The organism is Stenotrophomonas sp. G4 (genome assembly GCF_003428825.1).
Taxonomy (GTDB): domain Bacteria; phylum Pseudomonadota; class Gammaproteobacteria; order Xanthomonadales; family Xanthomonadaceae; genus Stenotrophomonas; species Stenotrophomonas indicatrix.
Genome location: NZ_CP031741.1, coordinates 1,455,036 through 1,473,581, shown reverse-complemented (window position 1 = coordinate 1,473,581; position 18,546 = coordinate 1,455,036). Strand labels below are relative to the sequence as shown.

The 18,546-nt window shown below is 67.1% G+C and carries 21 protein-coding genes; 17 read left to right on the top strand and 4 right to left on the bottom strand.

The features are described from left to right. Window positions 1-118 precede the first annotated feature (118 nt). Entirely contained in the window at window positions 119-646 is a 528-nt protein-coding gene (locus D0Y85_RS06820; RefSeq protein ID WP_025875362.1) for an alpha/beta hydrolase, read from the bottom strand. A 72-nt stretch (window positions 647-718) separates the two neighbouring features. Here D0Y85_RS06820 and D0Y85_RS06815 point away from each other — a divergent pair, with 72 nt between their 5' ends. Next, a complete protein-coding gene (locus D0Y85_RS06815) occupies window positions 719-1,285 on the top strand; it encodes an N-acetylmuramoyl-L-alanine amidase (protein ID WP_117309938.1) in 567 nt (188 codons plus the stop codon). Between the two features lie 174 nt (window positions 1,286-1,459). Here D0Y85_RS06815 and D0Y85_RS06810 read toward each other — a convergent pair whose 3' ends face one another. From D0Y85_RS06810 to D0Y85_RS06800, 3 genes are all read right to left on the bottom strand, one after another. Further along, the gene (locus tag D0Y85_RS06810; protein ID WP_117309937.1) at window positions 1,460-2,359 is read right to left on the bottom strand and encodes a sulfurtransferase; all 900 of its coding nucleotides are present in this window, start codon (window positions 2,357-2,359) and stop codon (window positions 1,460-1,462) included. After that, entirely contained in the window at window positions 2,356-3,159 is an 804-nt protein-coding gene (locus D0Y85_RS06805; protein WP_117309936.1) for a CoA pyrophosphatase, read from the bottom strand. The genes D0Y85_RS06810 and D0Y85_RS06805 overlap by 4 nt, the downstream gene beginning before the upstream one ends. A 129-nt stretch (window positions 3,160-3,288) precedes the next feature. Then, on the bottom strand, window positions 3,289-3,990 hold the full coding sequence (locus D0Y85_RS06800) for an FKBP-type peptidyl-prolyl cis-trans isomerase N-terminal domain-containing protein (protein WP_025875366.1): 702 nt from the start codon (window positions 3,988-3,990) through the stop codon (window positions 3,289-3,291). Between the two features lie 166 nt (window positions 3,991-4,156). On the opposite strand from D0Y85_RS06800, the gene D0Y85_RS06795 reads away from it, so the two are divergent. The 16 genes from D0Y85_RS06795 to rnt all read left to right on the top strand — a co-directional run bounded on the left by D0Y85_RS06795 (window position 4,157) and on the right by rnt (window position 18,520). Further along, complete coding sequence (locus tag D0Y85_RS06795) at window positions 4,157-4,951, top strand: enoyl-CoA hydratase-related protein (RefSeq protein WP_025875367.1); 795 nt, start codon at window positions 4,157-4,159, stop codon at window positions 4,949-4,951. 4 nt (window positions 4,952-4,955) lie between these two features. After that, entirely contained in the window at window positions 4,956-5,309 is a 354-nt protein-coding gene (locus D0Y85_RS06790; protein WP_117309935.1) for a hypothetical protein, read from the top strand. Beyond that, window positions 5,309-5,998: an endonuclease III gene (gene nth / locus D0Y85_RS06785; protein ID WP_117309934.1), complete on the top strand. Its 690-nt coding sequence runs from the start codon at window positions 5,309-5,311 to the stop codon at window positions 5,996-5,998. Before D0Y85_RS06790 ends, nth begins: the two co-directional genes overlap by 1 nt. Before the next feature lie 228 nt (window positions 5,999-6,226). Beyond that, window positions 6,227-7,438: an OprO/OprP family phosphate-selective porin gene (locus tag D0Y85_RS06780; RefSeq protein ID WP_117309933.1), complete on the top strand. Its 1,212-nt coding sequence runs from the start codon at window positions 6,227-6,229 to the stop codon at window positions 7,436-7,438. Window positions 7,439-7,548: 110 nt separating this feature from the next. Next, entirely contained in the window at window positions 7,549-8,328 is a 780-nt protein-coding gene (locus D0Y85_RS06775; RefSeq protein WP_117309932.1) for a hypothetical protein, read from the top strand. A 136-nt stretch (window positions 8,329-8,464) separates the two neighbouring features. Next, window positions 8,465-9,484, top strand: coding sequence for a phosphate ABC transporter substrate-binding protein PstS (gene pstS / locus D0Y85_RS06770; protein ID WP_025875374.1), 1,020 nt, complete (start codon window positions 8,465-8,467; stop codon window positions 9,482-9,484). Window positions 9,485-10,005: 521 nt separating this feature from the next. Continuing rightward, window positions 10,006-11,094: a phosphate ABC transporter substrate-binding protein PstS gene (gene pstS / locus D0Y85_RS06765; RefSeq protein WP_100464372.1), complete on the top strand. Its 1,089-nt coding sequence runs from the start codon at window positions 10,006-10,008 to the stop codon at window positions 11,092-11,094. Window positions 11,095-11,220: 126 nt separating this feature from the next. Continuing rightward, window positions 11,221-12,144, top strand: coding sequence for a phosphate ABC transporter permease subunit PstC (pstC, locus tag D0Y85_RS06760; RefSeq protein ID WP_117309931.1), 924 nt, complete (start codon window positions 11,221-11,223; stop codon window positions 12,142-12,144). Beyond that, window positions 12,144-13,007, top strand: a complete 864-nt coding sequence (gene pstA / locus D0Y85_RS06755; protein WP_117309930.1) for a phosphate ABC transporter permease PstA — start codon at window positions 12,144-12,146, stop codon at window positions 13,005-13,007. Before pstC ends, pstA begins: the two co-directional genes overlap by 1 nt. 19 nt (window positions 13,008-13,026) lie before the next feature. Further along, on the top strand, window positions 13,027-13,857 hold the full coding sequence (pstB, locus tag D0Y85_RS06750; RefSeq protein ID WP_025875381.1) for a phosphate ABC transporter ATP-binding protein PstB: 831 nt from the start codon (window positions 13,027-13,029) through the stop codon (window positions 13,855-13,857). 64 nt (window positions 13,858-13,921) lie between these two features. Continuing rightward, window positions 13,922-14,629, top strand: coding sequence for a phosphate signaling complex protein PhoU (gene phoU, locus D0Y85_RS06745; RefSeq protein ID WP_049465163.1), 708 nt, complete (start codon window positions 13,922-13,924; stop codon window positions 14,627-14,629). A gap of 180 nt (window positions 14,630-14,809) precedes the next feature. Continuing rightward, window positions 14,810-15,160 carry a hypothetical protein gene (locus D0Y85_RS06740; protein ID WP_117309929.1) on the top strand — a complete coding sequence of 117 codons (351 nt, stop codon included), beginning with the start codon at window positions 14,810-14,812 and terminating at the stop codon, window positions 15,158-15,160. After that, complete coding sequence (locus tag D0Y85_RS06735; protein ID WP_117309928.1) at window positions 15,147-16,022, top strand: DUF692 domain-containing protein; 876 nt, start codon at window positions 15,147-15,149, stop codon at window positions 16,020-16,022. The genes D0Y85_RS06740 and D0Y85_RS06735 overlap by 14 nt, the downstream gene beginning before the upstream one ends. Beyond that, entirely contained in the window at window positions 16,015-16,770 is a 756-nt protein-coding gene (locus tag D0Y85_RS06730) for a putative DNA-binding domain-containing protein (RefSeq protein WP_117311866.1), read from the top strand. Before D0Y85_RS06735 ends, D0Y85_RS06730 begins: the two co-directional genes overlap by 8 nt. Before the next feature lie 23 nt (window positions 16,771-16,793). After that, on the top strand, window positions 16,794-17,315 hold the full coding sequence (locus D0Y85_RS06725; protein ID WP_117309927.1) for a DoxX family protein: 522 nt from the start codon (window positions 16,794-16,796) through the stop codon (window positions 17,313-17,315). A 620-nt stretch (window positions 17,316-17,935) separates the two neighbouring features. Then, a complete protein-coding gene (rnt, locus tag D0Y85_RS06720; protein WP_117309926.1) occupies window positions 17,936-18,520 on the top strand; it encodes a ribonuclease T in 585 nt (194 codons plus the stop codon). The last annotated feature ends 26 nt before the right edge of the window (window positions 18,521-18,546 follow it).

The following is an 18,546-nucleotide window of genomic DNA, read 5'->3' as shown; positions in this document are numbered from 1 at the left end:
CGGCAGGGGGCCGGGCCATTCGGAAGGGAGGGCCGTGGACACGGCCGGCAGGCCCGCGCCGGGGGCGGCGGGGCTGCCATTGTAGTCAATGCGGGCGGGCGCGCCGTGCGCCCGGGCTTCACAGCTGCCGCAGCAGGCGCTCGAAGGCCTGCGCAGAGGCTTCCACGTGGTGCTCCAGGCGATGGCCATCGTCCACCAGCAGCAGCTGCGCCGAGCGCGCCTGCGCCCAGGCGATGACTCCGGCGGCCGGCACCACCTCGTCATGCCAGGCCTGCACCACCGTGGTCGGCACCGGCGCGGCATCCAGCGCCGGCATCGGGCCCATGGTGGTGGGCGGCACCATCAGGAACAGGCCGGCCACCGGCACCTGCAGCGAGGCGATGGCGGAGATGTAGGCGCCCAGGCTGGAGCCGGCCAGCACCACCGGCCCCTGCGCAGCGGCAGCGGCCGTGCGCTCGATCAGGCGTTGCAGGCGGGTGCGCACATCGCCAACGCGGCTGACCTGGCTCATCGCGTCCAAGTCGGTGTAATCGGGGCGCTCATGGGTCCAGCCCAGTCGCTCGGCGACTTCGGCCAGCGCGGTGACCTTGGTCGCCTCCGGGCCGCTCTCGAAGCCGTGGGACAGGATGCAGTGACCGCGGCTCATGCGTGCGCTCCCACGGAGCGGATCGACAGCAGAAGGGAAGGCAGTTTCATCCGGCAATGCTAGCATCGCCGCATGCCCAAACCGCTCCTGCCCGGCCTGCAGCTGCAGCCGTTGCCCTACCACGACCGCCTGCCACTGCGCGATCCATCCAGCCTGGCGATGGTGGTGATCCACTGCACCGAACTGCCCGACCTGGCGACCGCCCGGGAGTACGGCGAGCGCGTGCTGTACGACAGCGGCGCCGGCAACAGCGGGCACTTCTACATCGACCGCGACGGCAGCGTGGTGCAGTACGTGGCGCCGGAGCGCATCGCCCACCACGTGCGCGGCATGAATGCCGATACCGTGGGCATCGAACTGGTCAATTCGGGGCGCTACCCGCACTGGCTCGACAGCCGCCACCAGGCGATGGACGAGCCGTACACCGAAGCGCAGCTGCTGGCGCTGGAACAGCTGCTGCAGGCACTGGTGGCTCGTTACCCGTCGCTGCGGCGGATTGCCGGGCATGACCAGCTGGACCTGGAGCAGGTGCCGGCCAGTGATGACCCGGCGGTGAGCGTGGCGCGCAAGCGTGATCCGGGCCCGTTGTTCCCGTGGGCGCGGGTGCTGGCGAAGGTGCCGTTGCAGGGGTTGGAGTAAGCGCCGGCAGGGCTGCGCCCTGCACCCGCACAGGCAACAGCCGAAGCAACAGCAAACGCTGGGTATCCTTGGATGGCGGGGTGGGGCCCGCGGCTGTTGGTAGGTGTCGACCTTGGTCGACACGTAGATCCACGCCATGCGTGGATGAACGGCAAATCGACCAACCCGCTTCGCTCAGGCGCCGGTGGCGACCGGGCGGCTGCTGTCGCTGACCCAGCCACTCCATGAGTCCGCGTAGATGCGTGCGCCGGACAGGCCCGCGCTTTCCATCGCCAGCAGCAGGTGGCAGGCGGTCACGCCCGAGCCGCACATCAGCACCACGCGTTGCGGGTCCTGGTTGCCGATCACACCCTGCAGCTCGGCACGCAGTTCCTGTGCATCGCGCAGGCGGCCGTCCAGCACGTTCAACGCGAACGGGCGATTGACCGCGCCCGGTACATGGCCGGCGACCGGGTCCAGCGGCTCCACCTCACCGCGGAACCGCTCGCCCGCGCGGGCATCGACCAGCCAGCCCGGTGCATGCTTGAGGCGTGATTCGATCTCGTCCGCGCTGGCAACCTGGCTGCCATCGAAGCGCCCCGGATACGCGGGCAACGCGGTGACCTGGCTGCTGCCGGTCGCCAGCGGCTGGCCGGCGGCCTGCCAGGCGGCGATGCCTCCATCGAGCACGGCCACGTTCGCATGCCCGATCAGGCGCAGCAGCCACCACAGGCGCGCGGCGGCCATGCTGCCATCGCTGCCGTCATACACCACCACCTGCGTGTCGGTGCCGATGCCCCATTGCCCCAGTCGTGCGGCGAACGCATCGCTGTCGGGCAAGGGGTGGCGGCCATGGCCCACCCGCGTCAGATCGGACAGGTCGCGGTTGAGATCGGCATGCACTGCGCCGGGAATGTGTCCCTGCGCGTAGAGGCTGTTGCCCGCCTGCGGGTCGGCCAGCGATGCACGCGCGTCGACCACGCGCACGGTACTGGCGGTCGCGCGGGCATCGACCACGCGTACCCCATCGCCCAAGGCCGCAGCCAGGGTCGCAACATCGACAAGGGTGGTCCACGGTGGGTCGATCGGCTTCATTGCGCTTGCTCCAGGCGGCGACGCAGGTTGTACAGGATGGCCGCGGTGGCGCCCCAGATGCGCTGGCCGGGCCAGCCATATTCAAGGACATGGCGGACGCGGCCGCGATGGTTGATTTCGACCTGGCGCAGGTTGTCGGCGGCCATCAGATAGTCCAGCGGCACTTCGAACACCTCGGCCACTTCGCTGGGCTGCGGAACCGCCACGAAATCCGGATCGATCACCGCCACCACCGGGGTCACCCGGTAGCCGGTGATGGTCACGAACGGATCGAGATATCCCAGTGCCTGCACCTGTGTCGGCGCCAACGCGATTTCTTCCTGGCTTTCGCGCAATGCCGCAGCCAGCGCATCGCGATCATCGGGCTCGGTACGGCCGCCGGGGAAGCCAACCTGGCCACCATGTTGCCGCAGGGTTTCGGTACGCCGGGTCAGGATCACCTGCGCACCGTTGGCGCGCGGCACGATGCCAGCCAGCACCGCCGCCTCGACCGGTGGGCCCGGGGGCAGCAGGTCATGCAGTTCACTGCGGTTCCAGCCGTCACCTGCCGGCGGCTCGGCCAGCGGATGCAGCGCGCGCAGCAGCCGCTCATGATCGGCCAACGACCCTCGCAGCGACTGCTGCAGCTGTTGGCGCAGGGGCAGCACGCGCTGCAGGATATGACTGCGTTCGCTGTCGCTCATCGACGACCACCGTGCGATTTCGTCGATATGCCGCCCGCACCCGGCGCAGAGCCGGTTGCGATCCAGCTTGCAGACGTTGATGCAGGGGCTTGCGACAGCACGCGCCGTTTCTTCCATTATTTGCACCGGTCAACAGTAGCGCGAATGGGCTGAATTTGGGATGGGCTCCGCGCGGCTGCAGCGTGGTGCAGAAACAAAAACGCGCCGGTGGGTTCACCGGCGCGTTGATGTTGACGCTGTTTCTTCTTACTTGACGCTGATCAGCTTGATCTCGAACTGCACAGCCACGTTCGGCGGGAACGGGGTGCGCGGGTCGGCGCCGTAGGCCTGATCCGGCGGCAGCGAGACTTCCCACTTCGAGCCTGCCGGCATCTGCAGCAGGGTCTCACGCATGGCCTTCATTTCGACTTCGCTGACCTTGATCGACGGAATCTGCTGGGCCGGGCGGGCTTCGGTCGGGCGCTGGCCGTACGGGAACGGACCGGCCACTTCCAGCTGCACGGTGCTGGCCTGGGTCGGCTTGGCACCCTTGCCGGCTTCGATCACACGGTACTGAACGCCGCTCGGCAGGGTCTGCACGCCCGCCTTTGCCTTGTTCTGCGCCATGAACTGATCGCTCTTGGTCTTGTTTTCGGCAGCAGCCTTTTCGTACTCGGCCTTGGCGGCCTGGGCACGGCCCTGCTCGCGCTTCTGGAACGCTTCAACGGCCGGCTTCAGCTGCTCGGCGGTAATGGCCGGCTGCTTCTTGGCGTAGGCGTCCTGCAGGCCCTTCACCACCGAGTTGATGTCCAGCTGCTCACCGCGACCGGTCAGCTCCGCCAGGTTGTTGCCGTAGTCGTAACCGAAGTAGTAGCTCAGCTTGCCCTTCTCGGACGCGATGTCCTGGGCGAAGGCATTGCCCGTCAGGGCCAGGGCCGCGACGGCGACCGCGATAGAACGCAACTTCATCAAACAGTTCTCCAGGGGTGGTAACTCAGGGACGTTCTGCGCCGCCCTGAGGCGACGGGTTAGGATAACGGCCACAACGTGTAACCGCTACTCACCACGCAGGCTATGACCTGTCTGCGTTTACAGAGTTCAATCTCACTTTTTTTTAACGTTCCAGGAGTTTCCCGTGGTCGAGGCCCCCGCTCCCCACCCGGTCGACGTCAGCGATGATGGCGCCGTCCGCACCATTACCGTGCAACGCCCGGACAAGCTCAACGCCCTCAACGCCGCCACCCTGCAGGCCCTGGCCGAGGCGTTTGGCGACGCCGCCGCCGACCCGGCGGTACGGGTGGTGGTGCTGACCGGGGCTGGCCCCAAGGCGTTCGTGGCCGGGGCCGACATCGCGGAAATGAACACCTTGAGCGCGGTTCAGGGACGTGATTTCTCCCTGCTCGGCCAGGCTCTGATGCGCCGCATCGAACGCATGCCCAAGCCGGTGATCGCCCGGGTGAACGGATTTGCGCTGGGCGGCGGGCTGGAACTGGCCATGGCCTGCCATCTGCGCATCGCCGCTGATTCGGCCAAAGTCGGCCAGCCGGAAATCAATCTCGGCCTGATTCCCGGCTTCGGCGGCAGCCAGCGCCTGCTGCGCCTGTGTGGCCGTGCGGCCACGCTGGAACTGTGCCTGCTGGGCACCCCGATCGACGCCGCACGCGCACTGGCCCTGGGCATCGTCAACGAAGTGGTACCCGCCGCCGAGCTCGACGCCCGCGTGCAGGCCCTGGCCCGGCAGCTGGCACAGTCGGCGCCGCTGGCGCTGCGTGGCCTGCTCGACGCGGTGCACGTGGGCGGCGAATGCAGCCTGGAAGCCGGCCTGGAATACGAAAGTGCGCAGTTCGGCCTGCTGTTCGCCACCGAGGACATGCGCGAAGGCACCAGCGCCTTCCTGCAGCGCCGCCCCCCCGCCTTCCAGAACCGCTGACGCCATGGCATCCCGACCCAACCCCGTGCTGCTGTTCGCCCGGGTCCAGGCAGACGATCCCGATGGTGCGCTGCAGGCTGGACTGATGGACTACGTCGTGAGGGCTGGCGATGAGCGGCTGCTGCCCGATCATCCGGACCTGCCCGACCGCCTGTGCCAGATGCAGTTGCGACTGCAGCGTGCATGGGCGGCGCGCGAACGTTTCCGCGCACGCGCCGTGCGCCTTGCCCGCCGCGAGGCCGAGCGTGATGCGCGGCGGACGCCCGCGCCGGCACCGGACGTCAAACCCGCCCTGCCTGCCGCCGCGGCCGCCATCCTCGCCCGGGCCAAGGCCCGCGCCGCCGGCAAGGACCAGTAATGGCGACCGCGAAGAAGACCGCGCGCGCACCTGCGCGCCGCGGCGGTACGATGCCGCGTGCCGACGTGGTGGAAATGTTCACCCGCCTGCGCGAGCTCAACCCGCATCCGAAGACCGAGCTGGAATACAGCTCGCCGTTCGAACTGCTGGTGGCGGTCGCGCTGTCCGCGCAGGCCACCGACGTCGGCGTCAACAAGGCCACCCGACGCCTGTTCCCGGTTGCCAACACGCCGGCGAAGATCCTCGCCCTGGGCGAAGAGGGACTGAAGAAGTACATCGCCACCATCGGTCTGTTCAACGCCAAGGCAAAGAACGTGATCGCCACCTGCGCGCTGCTTATCGAGAAGCACGGTGGCGAGGTGCCACGCGATCGCGACGCACTGGAAGCCCTGCCCGGTGTCGGCCGCAAGACCGCCAACGTGGTGCTCAACACCGCCTTCGGTGAACCGGTGATGGCAGTGGACACGCACATCTTCCGTGTCGCCAACCGCACTGGACTTGCGCCCGGAAAGAACGTGCGCGAGGTCGAAGATCGACTGGTCAAAGCGATTCCTGCCGAGTTCCTGCTCGATGCGCACCACTGGCTGATCCTGCACGGCCGGTACGTGTGCAAAGCGCGCAAGCCGGATTGCCCGGGCTGCGTGATTGCCGACCTGTGCCGATTCAAGGACAAGACCCCCGCGGAGTGACCGTGCCCTCCACGCATGGCGTGGATCTACGGGAAATCCGTCCACGCATGGCGTGGATCTACTGCAACCGGGGCGCAATCCGCGCGTCATACGTAACCGGTTTCAATGGCGGGCCCAGCCGTAACGGGGCCTGCGGCGGATCGCGGCCGTGCGCGAACTGTCACATTTACGCAATCTTCACGTTTTAGCCTGCGCGCATCTTCCCACCTGCCTGCAAGGCTCCTCTCCATGAAACTGCATCACCAGCTCCTGACGATCGCCGTGGCTGCTGCGCTGTACGTGCCGGCCGCTCACGCCGAAGTCGCCATCGATGTGATCGGCGGTTCGGAAATCACCTTCGAAGGCCTGGTCCAGGCCGACGGCAACTGGTACGACAATGACGTCGTGGACCTCAACGGCGGTGACGCCGGCAACGGCAAGAACAGCGAATTCGAACTGCGTCGCGCCGAGCTGGTGCTGAAGGGCAAGGGCCCGGGCAACGTGGAATGGGTCGTGGGCTACGACGCCAAGGCCGACAAGTTCCTCGACACCAACGTGAAGTACAAGCTGCTGGGCAACGCCAACCACTTCATCCAGGTCGGCCAGTTCAAGCAGCCCAACAGCCTGGAAGAACTGTCCAGCACCAAGAACAACGACTTCATCTCCAAGGCTGCGGTCACCAACACCTACGCTGTCGCCCGTCGCCTGGGCGGTGCCTACAGCTACGGCCAGGACAACTGGTCGGTCACCGCCAGCGCCTTCGGCCGCGAACTGACCCGCAACCTGGCCCACGGCAGCGGCTACGGCGCACGTGGCACCTGGGCCCCGATCAACGAGAAGGGCCAGGTCCTGCACTTCGGCCTGAGCTACGTCGACTACGACACCGACGCAGACACCCTGCGCGTGCGTGCCCGCCCGAACGCCGACCTGGCCACCGCGCGCCTGGTCGATGGCGGCAACATGACCGACACCGACCGCGTCAGCACCATCGGCGCCGAAGCGATGTACTTCCAGGGCCCGTTCAAGGCGCAGGCCGAGTACTACACCAGCAAGGCCAAGCGTTACGCCCATGACAACTACACCAGCGATGGCTACTACGTCAGCGGCGTGTGGAATGTCACTGGCGAAAGCTGGAGCTACAAGGGCGGCACCCCGGGCACCGGCCTGCCGAACAACCCGGCCGGCGGCCAGTGGCAGCTGGGCGTGCGCTATGACCACATGGATCTGAACGACGGCAACCTCGCCGCCAATCCGGTGGCCGGCCGTCCGCCGATCGTCGATGGTGTGCTCGGCGGCAAGATGGACATCTGGACCGTCGGCGCGAACTGGTACTGGCGCTCGAACTTCAAGCTGATGCTCAACTACGTGATGGTCGACAGCAAGAAGTACAGCTCGACCGCCCGCGGCTTCGTCAACGACGATCCGAACATCCTGGAAGCCCGCGCGCAGTTCTTCTGGTAAGTCCGGAAGCACGCGTTCGAACGAAGGCACGGCCCAGGCCGTGCCTTCGTCGTTGTGGGCAGGCGGTGGCCGCGCGATGATGCCCGGCCCTGTCGACAAGGACCTTCGGGATGCCTTCTTCGCTCCGCCTGCGCCGCCTGCTTTGCGCTGTCCTGCTCGCTGCCCTGCCCGCCACTGCGTTCGCCTGTGACGATGCGCAGGCCGTGCGCGAGGCCGCGTATCGGCAGTTGCCGGCCGGCGCCCTGCCGGTCACGGCACGTTTCACCGATGCGGACAGCACGGCCTGCCGCGCGTGGCCCGCACAGCCCGGCACGACTCTGCTGGCCGTCGCGCAATGGACCGCCCCCGCCTCGGAAGACGTGCGCGGTGGCGACCTGGACCTGTTGTTGATCGATACCGCCAGTGGCCAGCCGCTGGCCTGGACCCGCGTGGCCGATGCGGTCAGCAGTGATGCGCTGCGCTTTACCGGCCTGCACCTGGACACGGCACGCTGGCAGTTGGACCGGGCCACCCGCGCGTTCGGCGTGCGCATGGACTACAGCGGCAGCTCAGGCCCCAACCCGTTCGCGCAGACCGAACTGCAGTTGTTCGTACGCGAGGGCCGGCAGCTGCGCCGGGTGCTTGCCCCGCTGGCCGTCAGTGGCAGTCGCGGCGAATGGGATACGCGGTGCGCCGGCGAGTTCAGCCGCTTCGAGCGCACGCTGGAGATGGGCAATGCCCATGCCGCTGGCCTGGCGCCGATCGTGGTGCGCGAAAAACGCACCGATACGATCAGCGTCGCCGCCGGTGACGACTGCCATGCCACCGAAACGACGGCACCCGCACAGCGCTGGACACTGCAGCCCCGCGACGGTCGCTATGCCGTTCCGGAGGCGCTGCGCGGGCTCTGAAGGGCGGACTTGGGCACCGCCATGACGGCTGTCACGTTCGCGTCATATGACAGACGCGGGCGTGTCATGGAACCGTTATGGAATGTGCACCGAAACGTCGGGCAGCCGCCCCTCGACCACCCCAGGAGTCTCTCCCGTGATCCACGCCTTCAAGTCGCGCGCCGCCGTCGCCATTCTGGCCGCGTCGTCCGTGTTCGCCGCCAACGCCGCCGATGTCACCGGCGCGGGCGCCTCGTTCATCTACCCGGTGATGTCCAAGTGGTCGGCCGACTACAGCACCGCCACCGGCAAGAAGGTCAACTACCAGTCGATCGGTTCCGGCGGTGGTATCGCCCAGATCAAGGCAGCGACCGTGGACTTCGGTTCGTCCGACGCGCCGTTGAAGCCGGAAGAGCTGGCTGCCGCCGGCCTGGCCCAGTTCCCGTCGGTGATCGGTGGCGTGGTGCCGGTGATCAACGTTGCAGGCGTCGCCCCCGGCGCGCTGAAGCTGGACGGCCCGACCCTGGCCAACATCTTCCTGGGCAAGATCACCACCTGGAACGACCCGGCCATCGCCGCCCTCAACAGTGGCCTGACCCTGCCCAGCGGCAAGATCACGATCGTTCATCGTTCGGACGGCTCGGGCACCACCTTCAACTTCGTCAACTACCTGTCCAAGGTCAGCCCGGAGTGGAAGAGCAAGGTCGGTGAAGGCACTTCGGTACAGTGGCCGGCCGGCATCGGCGGCAAGGGCAACGAAGGCGTTGCGGCCTACGTGAAGCAGATCAAGGGCGGCATCGGCTACGTCGAACTGTCCTACGCGCTGCAGAACAAGATGTCCTACGCGGCGATGAAGAATGCGGCCGGCAAGATCGTGCAGCCGTCGGACGCCTCGTTCTCGGCCGCTGCGGCCAGCGCCGACTGGGCCAACGCCCGTGACTTCTACCTGGTGATGACCAACGCCCCGGGCGCTGATGCGTGGCCGATCACCGCCACCAACTTCATCCTGGTGCGCAAGCAGCCGAAGAACGTGGCGGGCGCCAAGGCCACGCAGGAGTTCTTCCGCTGGGTCTACAAGAATGGCGATGCGCAGGCCAAGCAGCTGGACTACGTGCCGCTGCCGGACGCGCTGGTGCGCCAGATCGAGACCTACTGGACGCAGAACCTGAAGTACTGAGTTCGTTGCAAGGCGTTCCCCGCAGGAACGGGGCCGGCGGGTCCTCTCTCCCCGCCGGCCCCACCGGGCGCTGGATCCTTCGGGGTCCGGCGCTCTTCTTTTTTTGTAGGGTTGGTCGTGAAAGGCGCTGCGCTTCCCTCGATGAGTTGTTGCGGCGATGGGCCGGGCTGCGCAGGACACGCCGCGAGTACGTCCTTGCAGGTTCGGCCACGGCATCCATGCCGTGGACGGTCCTGCGCAGCCCGGCCCAACGCCGCCTGATGGTTCATCGGGGGCGCGCTGGGGTCATGGAAGGCAGGAGCGGGGGCAACGGTTGCCCGGCCCTCCGCCGCGCCGGGGACCGCGCAGACGCGCAGTTGGCGCTGCCAGCCGACCCGGCGGCCAACCGTGAATCCCGCGAAACCCTTGCCAGAACGTGATCCAGGACACCTCTGTCATGGACGTCATACGGCTGTAACAAAAACATCATTTCATAGCCGCATCCGCCGACACCGTCGGCTCTACCCCGCTATGGAGTGACCATGAAACTGCACTCGGCCAGCCTTGCCGCCCTTTCCCTGGCCATCGCCCTGGGCCTGTCTGCCTGCGGTGGCGACAAGCAGGCCGCACAGCAGCCGGCCGCTGACGGCGCCGCTGCTCCGGCCGCTGCCGGCGACAAGGTGACCGCTGAGGTCTCCGGTGCCGGCGCCTCCTTCATCTTCCCGCTGGTGTCCAAGTGGTCGGCCGACTACAACACCGCCACCGGCGCGAAGATCAACTACCAGTCGATCGGTTCCGGTGGTGGCATCGCCCAGATCAAGGCCGGCACCGTTGATTTCGGTTCGTCCGACAAGCCGCTGAGCAGCGACGAGCTGGCCCAGGCCGGCCTGGCCCAGTTCCCGTCGGCCATCGGCGGCGTGGTGCCGGTGGTCAACATCGACGGCCTGGAAGCCGGCAAGCTTCGCCTCAGTGGCGCCCTGCTCGCCGACATCTTCCTGGGCAAGGTCAAGACCTGGAACGACCCGGCCATCGTCGCCGCCAATCCGGGCGTGACCCTGCCGGACGGCAAGATCACCATCGTCCACCGTTCGGATGGTTCGGGCACCACCTTCAACTTCTCCAACTACCTGTCCAAGGTCAGCCCGGAGTGGAAGAGCAAGGTCGGCGAAGGCACCTCGGTGCAGTGGCCGGACGGCGTGGGTGGCAAGGGCAATGAAGGCGTTGCTTCCTACGTGAAGCAGATCAAGGGCTCGATCGGCTACGTCGAACTGGCCTATGCCCTGCAGAACGCGATGCCGTACACCTCACTGCAGAACGCGGCCGGCACCTGGGTGCAGCCGAACGCTGAAACCTTCGCCGCCGCTGCCGCCAGCGCCGACTGGGCCAGCGCCAAGGACTTCAACCTGGTCATCACCAACGCCCCGGGCGAGCAGGCGTGGCCGATCACCGCCACCAACTTCATGCTGATGCAGAAGAAGCCGAAGGATGCCAAGCGCAACCAGGATGCGCTGGCCTTCTTCAAGTGGGCCTTCGAAAGCGGCCAGGCCCAGGCCAACGAACTGCACTACGTGCCGCTGCCGGCCGAGCTGGTCAAGCAGATCGAAGCCTACTGGGCGACCGAACTGAAGTGATGGACCCGACGGTGCCCGCCACGTGCGGGCACCGTCTCCTGCACATCGTGCTGCCCCGCCCCTTCCTGGCCCTGCCGTCCCCATGAATGCCATCGCCCAGCCTGTAGCCGCCCGTCCACGCGTGACATGCGTGATGCCCGCAACGACAAACTGTTCCGATGGGTGCTGGTCGGCACCGTCATCTTCGTCCTGATCGCGCTGGCCTGCGCCGCACTGTCGATGCTGTGGGGTGGTCGCCACGCTCTGCAGATGCAGGGCCTGAGCTTCTTCTTCTCCTCCGACTGGAATCCGGTCGAAAACAAGTTCGGCGCCCTCGCCCCGATCTACGGCACCCTGGTCACCGCCCTGATCGCGATGGTCATCGCCGTACCGGTCAGCTTCGGCATCGCCTTCTTCCTCACCGAAGTGGCACCGCGCTGGCTGCGTGGTCCGGTCGGCACCGCCATCGAACTGCTGGCGGGCATTCCCTCGATCATCTACGGCATGTGGGGCCTGTTCGTGCTGGTGCCGGTGATGACCGAGTACGTCACCCCGTTCCTCAACGAAACCCTGGGCGAATGGCCGATCATCGGCCCGGTGTTCCAGGGCCCGCCGCTGGGCATCGGCATGCTCACCGCCGGCTTCGTGCTGGCGATCATGGTCATCCCGTTCATCTCCTCGGTGATGCGCGAAGTGTTCCTGACCGTGCCGACCCGCCTGAAGGAATCGGCCTACGCGCTGGGCTCCACCAAGTGGGAAGTGAGCTGGGACATCGTGCTGCCCTACACCCGCTCGGCGGTGATCGGTGGCGTGTTCCTCGGCCTCGGCCGCGCACTGGGCGAGACGATGGCAGTGGCCTTCGTGATCGGCAACAGCGTGCGCCTGTCGCCGTCGCTGCTGGAACCGGGCACCACCATCGCCGCACTGATCGCCAACGACTTCGGCGAAGCCACTGAAACCTACCGCTCGGCGTTGCTGCTGCTCGGCTTCGTCCTCTTCATCGTCACCTTCGTGGTGCTCGCCATCGCCCGCCTGATGCTGATGCGCCTGTCCCGCAAGGAGGGCAACTGATGTCCAGCACCGCTGACTCCCTGTACCTGCGCCGCCGCATCGGCAATGTCATCGCCATCGCGCTGTCCTGCGCCACCGCGCTGTTCGGCCTGTTCTTCCTCGGCTGGATCCTGTTCACCCTGGCCGCCAAGGGCCTGGCCGGCATCAACCTGGATCTGTTCACCAAGATGACACCGCCGCCGATGCAGGAAGGCGGCCTGGCCAACGCCTTCTTCGGCAGTGCGGTGATGTGTGCGCTGGCGATCGGCATCGGCACCCCGCTGGGTGTGCTGGCCGGCACCTGGCTGGCCGAGTACGGCAACGCCCGCAAGGCCGGCACCGTGGTCCGCTTCGTCAACGACATCCTGCTGTCGGCCCCGTCCATCGTGCTGGGCCTGTTCGTCTACACCCTGTACGTGATGCAGACCGGCGGCAGCTTCTCCGCCTTCGCCGGTGCACTGTCGCTGGCCTTCATCGTGCTGCCGGTGGTGGTGCGTACCACCGACGAGATGCTGCGCCTGGTGCCTTCGCAGATGCGCGAAGCCGCGCTTTCGCTGGGCATTCCGCAGTGGAAGGTGATCGTGCAGGTGCTGTACCGCAGTGCCTCGGCCGGCATCATCACCGGCATCCTGCTGGCGCTGGCCCGCATTTCCGGCGAGACCGCACCGCTGCTGTTCACCGCCTTCGGCAACCAGTACTGGAACAGCAACGTGTTCCAGCCGATGGCCTCGGTGCCGGTGGTGATGAACCAGTTCGCCGGCAGCCCGTACGAATCCTGGCAGGTGCTGGCCTGGGCCGGCGCGCTGGTGCTGACCGTGTTCGTGCTGCTGGTCAGCCTCTCTGCGCGCGGCATCCTGCTGCGCAACCGTATCTCCCATGACTGACCTTTCCGTGGATACCGCCATGAACGACCTTTCCAACGCCGTGCCGATGCAGCGCATCGTCGTGCCGGCCTCGCACGAGAACCTGCACGCTCCGGCCCCGGTCAAGCTCGCCGCGCGTGGACTGGACTTCTATTACGACAAGTTCCACGCCCTGAAGGGCATCAACCTGGAGATCCCGGAAAAGCGCGTGACCGCGCTGATCGGTCCCTCCGGTTGCGGCAAGTCGACCCTGCTGCGCATCTTCAACCGCATCTACGCGCTGTACCCGAAGCTGGAAGCGCGCGGTGAGGTGATCCTCGACGGCGAGAACATCCTGTCGCCGAAGTACCCGATGAACCGCCTGCGCAGCAAGGTCGGCATGGTGTTCCAGAAGCCGGTGCCGTTCCCGATGACCATCTTCGAGAACGTGGCCTACGGCATCCGCCACCACGAGAAGCTGTCCAAGGCGGACATGGCCGACCGTGTCGAGCACGCGCTGCGCCAGGGCGCGCTGTGGGACGAAGTGAAGGACAAGCTCAACCAGAGCGCGCTGGGCCTGTCCGGTGGCCAGCAGCAGCGCCTGTGCATCGCCCGTGCCGTGGCCCTGCGCCCGTCGGTGCTGCTGCTGGACGAGCCGACCTCGGCGCTGGACCCGATTTCCACCAGCCGCATCGAGCAGCTGGTGGAAGAGCTCAAGCACGAGTACACCATCGTGATCGTCACCCACAACATGCAGCAGGCCGCGCGCGTGTCCGATTACACCGCCTTCATGTACCTGGGCGACCTGATCGAGCACGACCGCACCGAAGTGATCTTCTCGCAGCCGTCCAAGCAGCAGACCGAGGATTACATCACCGGCCGGTTCGGCTGATCGGCGCTGACGCTTCGCCACCTGTCCCAGCCAGGCGCGCCTGGCTCTACCTGGATTGCAGAACATGAACCTTCCCAACGACCACATCGTCAAAAGCTACGACGAAGAGCAGCAGCGCCTGGTGGCCGAGATCGTGCGCATGGGCGAGATGGCCGTCGCCCAGCTGGAGGCGTCGATGGACGTCATCGAGAAGCGCGATGAGAACGCCGCCCATCGCATCATCGCCAACGACGAAGCGATCGATGCGCTGGAACAGCAGATCAGCCACGACGTGATGCGCCTGGCGCTGCGTGGCCCGATGGCCCGCGACCTGCGCGAAATCCTCGCCGGCCTGCGCATTCCGGCCGACATCGAACGCATCGGCGACTACGCAGCCAACGTCGCCAAGCGCTCGATCGCGCTGGGCAAGGTGCCGCCGCTGCCGCAGATCCAGGGCCTGCGCGCCCTCGGCCGCCTGGCCGCACAGCAGGTCCGCCGCGCCATCGCCGCCTACCGCGACAACGACGCCGATGCCGCGCTGGAACTGCGCGAGGACGACGCCCGCCTGGATGCGCAGTACACCGCGCTGTTCCGCGAGCTGCTGACCTACATGATGGAAGACCCGCGCAACATCACCCCGTGCACCCACCTGCTGTTCATGGCCAAGAACCTGGAGCGCGTGGGCGACCATGCCACCAACATCGCCGAGAACGTGTGGTTCCTGGTGCACGGCGAACAGCCGCTGCCGCCGCGCCAGAAGCGCGACGAGACCTCCAGCGCGGGCGATATCTGATACTGCACTGCAACACCGGATTCGACTCCAGGGTGGCCGCTGTCCTCGTGACAGCGGCCTTTTTGCTGGCGCTGTAATACTTCTCACGAAAATTTGAATTCCCGGCGAGGATTCGTTGAGTAGGATCGCTGCACCATCGCTTCACCACGGGCACCCGCCCACCACCCAGGAGCACGACCGATGAGCACCTCCAACAAGACGCTGTCCCTGCTGACCGCCACCGCCCTGGCCGCAGGCCTCGGCATGACCGCCTCCGCCTCGGCCCTGAGCATGACCGACCTCGCCCAGGGCTACCTGGTGGCCGGCCAGGCGGCCAAGGCCACCGATGCGAAGGCGACCGATGCAAAATCCGCCGACGCAGCCAAGCATGCCGAAGGCAAGTGTGGCGCCGACGGCAAGAGTGCTGAAGGCAAGTGCGGCGGCGACAAGGGCAAGGCGGCGGCCGGTGCGGACAGCAAGGCCAAGACCGGCGGTGACAAGAAGTCGGCCGAAGGCAAGTGCGGCGAAGGCAAGTGCGGTGGCAAGCACTGACGTCCGCGCCGGCGTCGTCCACCCGCGGTCGCCGCTTCCTGCGGCGGCCGTGGGCCTGGGCCTGCGCCGTGCCCTGCTGCAGGACCTGCGCGATGCACCGGCCAGCGATTTCGATTTCCTCGAATGCGCGCCGGAGAACTGGATCGGTGTCGGTGGTCCCGCAGGTGACGCGTTGGCCGAACTGGCGGCGCGCCATCCGCTGAGCTGCCACGGCCTGTCGTTGTCGCTGGGCGGCAGTGCGCCCCTGGATACCCAGCTGCTGGCGCAGGTGGGTGCGTTTCTGCACCAGCATCAAGTGCCGCTGTACAGCGAACACCTGAGCTACTGCAGCGACGAGGGCCACCTGTACGACCTGCTGCCGATTCCATTCACCGATGAAGCGGTACGCCACACCGCTGCCCGCATCGCCCGGGTGCAGGACATTCTCGGCCGCCGCATCGCCGTGGAAAACGTGTCGTACTACCTGGCGCCGGATCCGACGATGGACGAACTGGCCTTCACCACTGCCGTACTGGCCGAGGCCGACTGTGATCTGCTGCTGGACGTCAACAACGTCTACGTCAATGCCTGCAACCATGGCTACGATGCCGATGCCTTCATCGCCGGCCTGCCCGCACAACGCATCGTCTGCCTGCACGTAGCCGGGCACCTGGACGAGGCGCCGGACCTGAAGATCGACACCCACGGCAGCCCGGTGATCGACCCGGTGTGGGACCTGCTGGCACGCACCTACGCCCGCATCGGCCCACGCCCTACCCTGCTCGAACGCGACTTCAATTTCCCGCCCTACGCCGAGCTGCGGGGCGAACTGCAGACCATCCACCGCCTGCAGGCCGCGCATGCCGGAGCCGCCCATGGCTGACGCCCCCGAACGCCTGCGTGCGCAACAGCACGCGTTCACCGCGCACCTGCGCGACCCGGCGCAGGTACCGGCGCCGCCCGGCATGGACCCGCGCCGGGTGGCCGTGTACGAACGCCTGCTGTTCAACAATCTGCTGGGATTGCTGGGCAATGGCTTCCCGGTCTGCGTGCGCCTGCTGGGCGAACCGGACTGGCGTGCACTGGTGCGCCACTATTTCGCCAGCCACCAGTGCCACACCCCGTTGTTCACCGAACTGGCTGCCGAGTTCGTGCAGTGGCTGCAGGTCCAACCGGAGCTGCCGCATCCGGCGCTTGCCGAACTGGCCCACTACGAGTGGGTGGAGACCGCGCTGTACCAGCTGCAGGCCGATCCGATGCCGGAACCGGGCGACATTGATCCGTTGCAGGTGCCGTTGCGCCGCGCGCCACTGGCCTGGCCACTGCTGTATCGCTGGCCGGTGCATCAACTGGGTAGCGACGATGCACCGTCGCAACCACCGGCAGAGCCCACCGGCCTGCTGGTACGGCGCGATGCCGATGGAGCGGTGCGCTTTGCCACCCTGACCAGCCTCGCAGTGCATCTGCTGACCCTGATCGGCGAGTCCCCCGGGGCCACCGGCCAACAACATCTGCAGCAGCTGGCCGCCCTGCACCACCTCGATCCCGACACATTGGCCGCCCCTGGCGCGCACCTGCTGCAGCAGTTCCTGCGTGCTGGCGTGATCGGTCCGCTCCCCGCTTCACCCTGACGCCCCTTCCAGGAGATACACCGATGAAGACCCCGCCCCTGGCCGCCGCACGCGGCCAGCTGGACCGTTTCGCCCCGTGGTTGGCCCCGCTTGGCCTGCGCCTGCTGCTTGCCTGGGAATTCTTCGAATCCGGGCGCGAGAAGCTGCACGGGCAGAACTGGTTCGCCGATCTGCAGGATGCCTTCCCGTTTCCGTTCGACCAGCTGCCCGCTGCTCTGAACTGGCAATTGGCCACCTGGTTCGAACTGCTGGGCGCAGCGTGCCTGCTGTTCGGCTTCGGTACCCGTTTTGCCGCCGCCAGCCTGCTGGTACTGACGGTTGTGGCAACGTACGCGGTGCACTGGCCGGCCGAATGGAACTCGCTGGGCGATCTGGCGATGGGCTACGCGATCAGCGACCAGGGCTTTGGCAACTTCAAACTGCCGCTGCTGTTCATGGCGATGCTGTTGCCGCTGCTGTTCACCGGCGCCGGGCGCCTGAGCGTGGATGCGGTGCTGGCGCGGTGGTATCCGTCGGGCCCCACGGCGCGGCCTGTGCTCCGGTAGAAGCCGACCCTGGTCGGCGCGCAGGGTGCCAACCAAGGTTGGCACCTACCAGGATCCCGGGCGCCCTGGTCGGCGCACGTCACGCCGTCCGCTAGATGCCGCCCCTGGTCGGCGCACGTCGCGCCGTCCGGTAGATGCCGACCTTGGTCGGCGCACGTCATGCCGTCCGGTAGATGCCGACCTTGGTCGGCGCACGTCACGCCGTCCGGTAGATGCCGACCTTGGTCGGCGCACGTCACGCCGTCCGGTAGATGCCGACCTTGGTCGGCGCACGTCACGCCGTCCGGTAGATGCCGACCTTGGTCGGCGCACGTCACGCCGTCCGGTAGATGCCGACCTTGGTCGGCGCACGTCACGCCGTCCGGTAGATGCCGACCTTGGTCGGCGCGCAGTGTGCCAACCAAGGTTGGCACCTACCAGTATCCCGGGCGCCGTGGTCGGCGCACGCCGCGCGGTCCGGTAGATGCCGCCCCTGGTCGGCGCGCAGGGTACCAACCAAGGTTGGCACCTACCGCGATCCCGGGCGCTCAGGGTCGCTCTGCTAGAATCCATGCATGACCGACCCCACTTCCGCACCTGCCGCCCTCCCTGCTTCCGACGTACCCCAGGCGCAGCGCGCGATGTCACAACGCTTCCGCGGCTTCCTGCCGGTGGTGGTGGATGTTGAAACCGGCGGCTTCGACAGCCAGCGCAACGCGCTGCTGGAAATCGCCGCCGTGCCGATCGAGATGGACGAGAACGGCCTGCTCTATCCCGGCCAGACCGCCAGCGCCCACGTAGTGCCGGCCGAGGGGCTGGAGATCGACCCGAAGTCGCTGGAAGTGACCGGCATCATCCTCGACCACCCGTTCCGGCTGGCCAAGGAAGAAAAGACCGCGCTGGACCACATCTTCACCCCGGTGCGCGCAGCGATGAAGAAGTACGGCTGTCAGCGCGCGATCCTGGTCGGCCACAACGCCCATTTCGATCTCGGCTTCGTCAACGCCGCGGTGGCCCGTACCGGGCACAAGCGCAACCCGTTCCACCCCTTCAGCGTGTTCGACACGGTCACCCTGGCGGGCATCGCCTATGGCCAGACGGTGCTGGCACGCGCGGCCACGGCGGCCGGGCTGGGCTGGGACGCCAACGAGGCGCACAGCGCGGTGTATGACACCGAGCAGACGGCGCGGTTGTTCTGCACGATCGCCAACGCCTGGCCGCGGTGAAGCAGCCAACGGCGAAGCCCCTCGTG

Excerpts from the sequence above, each read along its gene's own strand:
- D0Y85_RS06820 (WP_025875362.1), bottom strand. The coding sequence starts at position 646 with ATGAGCCGCGGTCACTGCATCCTGTCCCACGGCTTCGAGAGCGGCCCG.
- D0Y85_RS06815 (WP_117309938.1), top strand. The coding sequence starts at position 719 with ATGCCCAAACCGCTCCTGCCCGGCCTGCAGCTGCAGCCGTTGCCCTAC.
- D0Y85_RS06810 (WP_117309937.1), bottom strand. The coding sequence starts at position 2,359 with ATGAAGCCGATCGACCCACCGTGGACCACCCTTGTCGATGTTGCGACC.
- D0Y85_RS06805 (WP_117309936.1), bottom strand. The coding sequence starts at position 3,159 with ATGGAAGAAACGGCGCGTGCTGTCGCAAGCCCCTGCATCAACGTCTGC.
- D0Y85_RS06800 (WP_025875366.1), bottom strand. The coding sequence starts at position 3,990 with ATGAAGTTGCGTTCTATCGCGGTCGCCGTCGCGGCCCTGGCCCTGACG.
- D0Y85_RS06790 (WP_117309935.1), top strand. The coding sequence starts at position 4,956 with ATGGCATCCCGACCCAACCCCGTGCTGCTGTTCGCCCGGGTCCAGGCA.
- nth (WP_117309934.1), top strand. The coding sequence starts at position 5,309 with ATGGCGACCGCGAAGAAGACCGCGCGCGCACCTGCGCGCCGCGGCGGT.
- D0Y85_RS06780 (WP_117309933.1), top strand. The coding sequence starts at position 6,227 with ATGAAACTGCATCACCAGCTCCTGACGATCGCCGTGGCTGCTGCGCTG.
- D0Y85_RS06775 (WP_117309932.1), top strand. The coding sequence starts at position 7,549 with ATGCCTTCTTCGCTCCGCCTGCGCCGCCTGCTTTGCGCTGTCCTGCTC.
- pstS (WP_100464372.1), top strand. The coding sequence starts at position 10,006 with ATGAAACTGCACTCGGCCAGCCTTGCCGCCCTTTCCCTGGCCATCGCC.
- pstC (WP_117309931.1), top strand. The coding sequence starts at position 11,221 with ATGCGTGATGCCCGCAACGACAAACTGTTCCGATGGGTGCTGGTCGGC.
- pstA (WP_117309930.1), top strand. The coding sequence starts at position 12,144 with ATGTCCAGCACCGCTGACTCCCTGTACCTGCGCCGCCGCATCGGCAAT.
- pstB (WP_025875381.1), top strand. The coding sequence starts at position 13,027 with ATGAACGACCTTTCCAACGCCGTGCCGATGCAGCGCATCGTCGTGCCG.
- phoU (WP_049465163.1), top strand. The coding sequence starts at position 13,922 with ATGAACCTTCCCAACGACCACATCGTCAAAAGCTACGACGAAGAGCAG.
- D0Y85_RS06740 (WP_117309929.1), top strand. The coding sequence starts at position 14,810 with ATGAGCACCTCCAACAAGACGCTGTCCCTGCTGACCGCCACCGCCCTG.
- D0Y85_RS06730 (WP_117311866.1), top strand. The coding sequence starts at position 16,015 with ATGGCTGACGCCCCCGAACGCCTGCGTGCGCAACAGCACGCGTTCACC.
- D0Y85_RS06725 (WP_117309927.1), top strand. The coding sequence starts at position 16,794 with ATGAAGACCCCGCCCCTGGCCGCCGCACGCGGCCAGCTGGACCGTTTC.
- rnt (WP_117309926.1), top strand. The coding sequence starts at position 17,936 with ATGTCACAACGCTTCCGCGGCTTCCTGCCGGTGGTGGTGGATGTTGAA.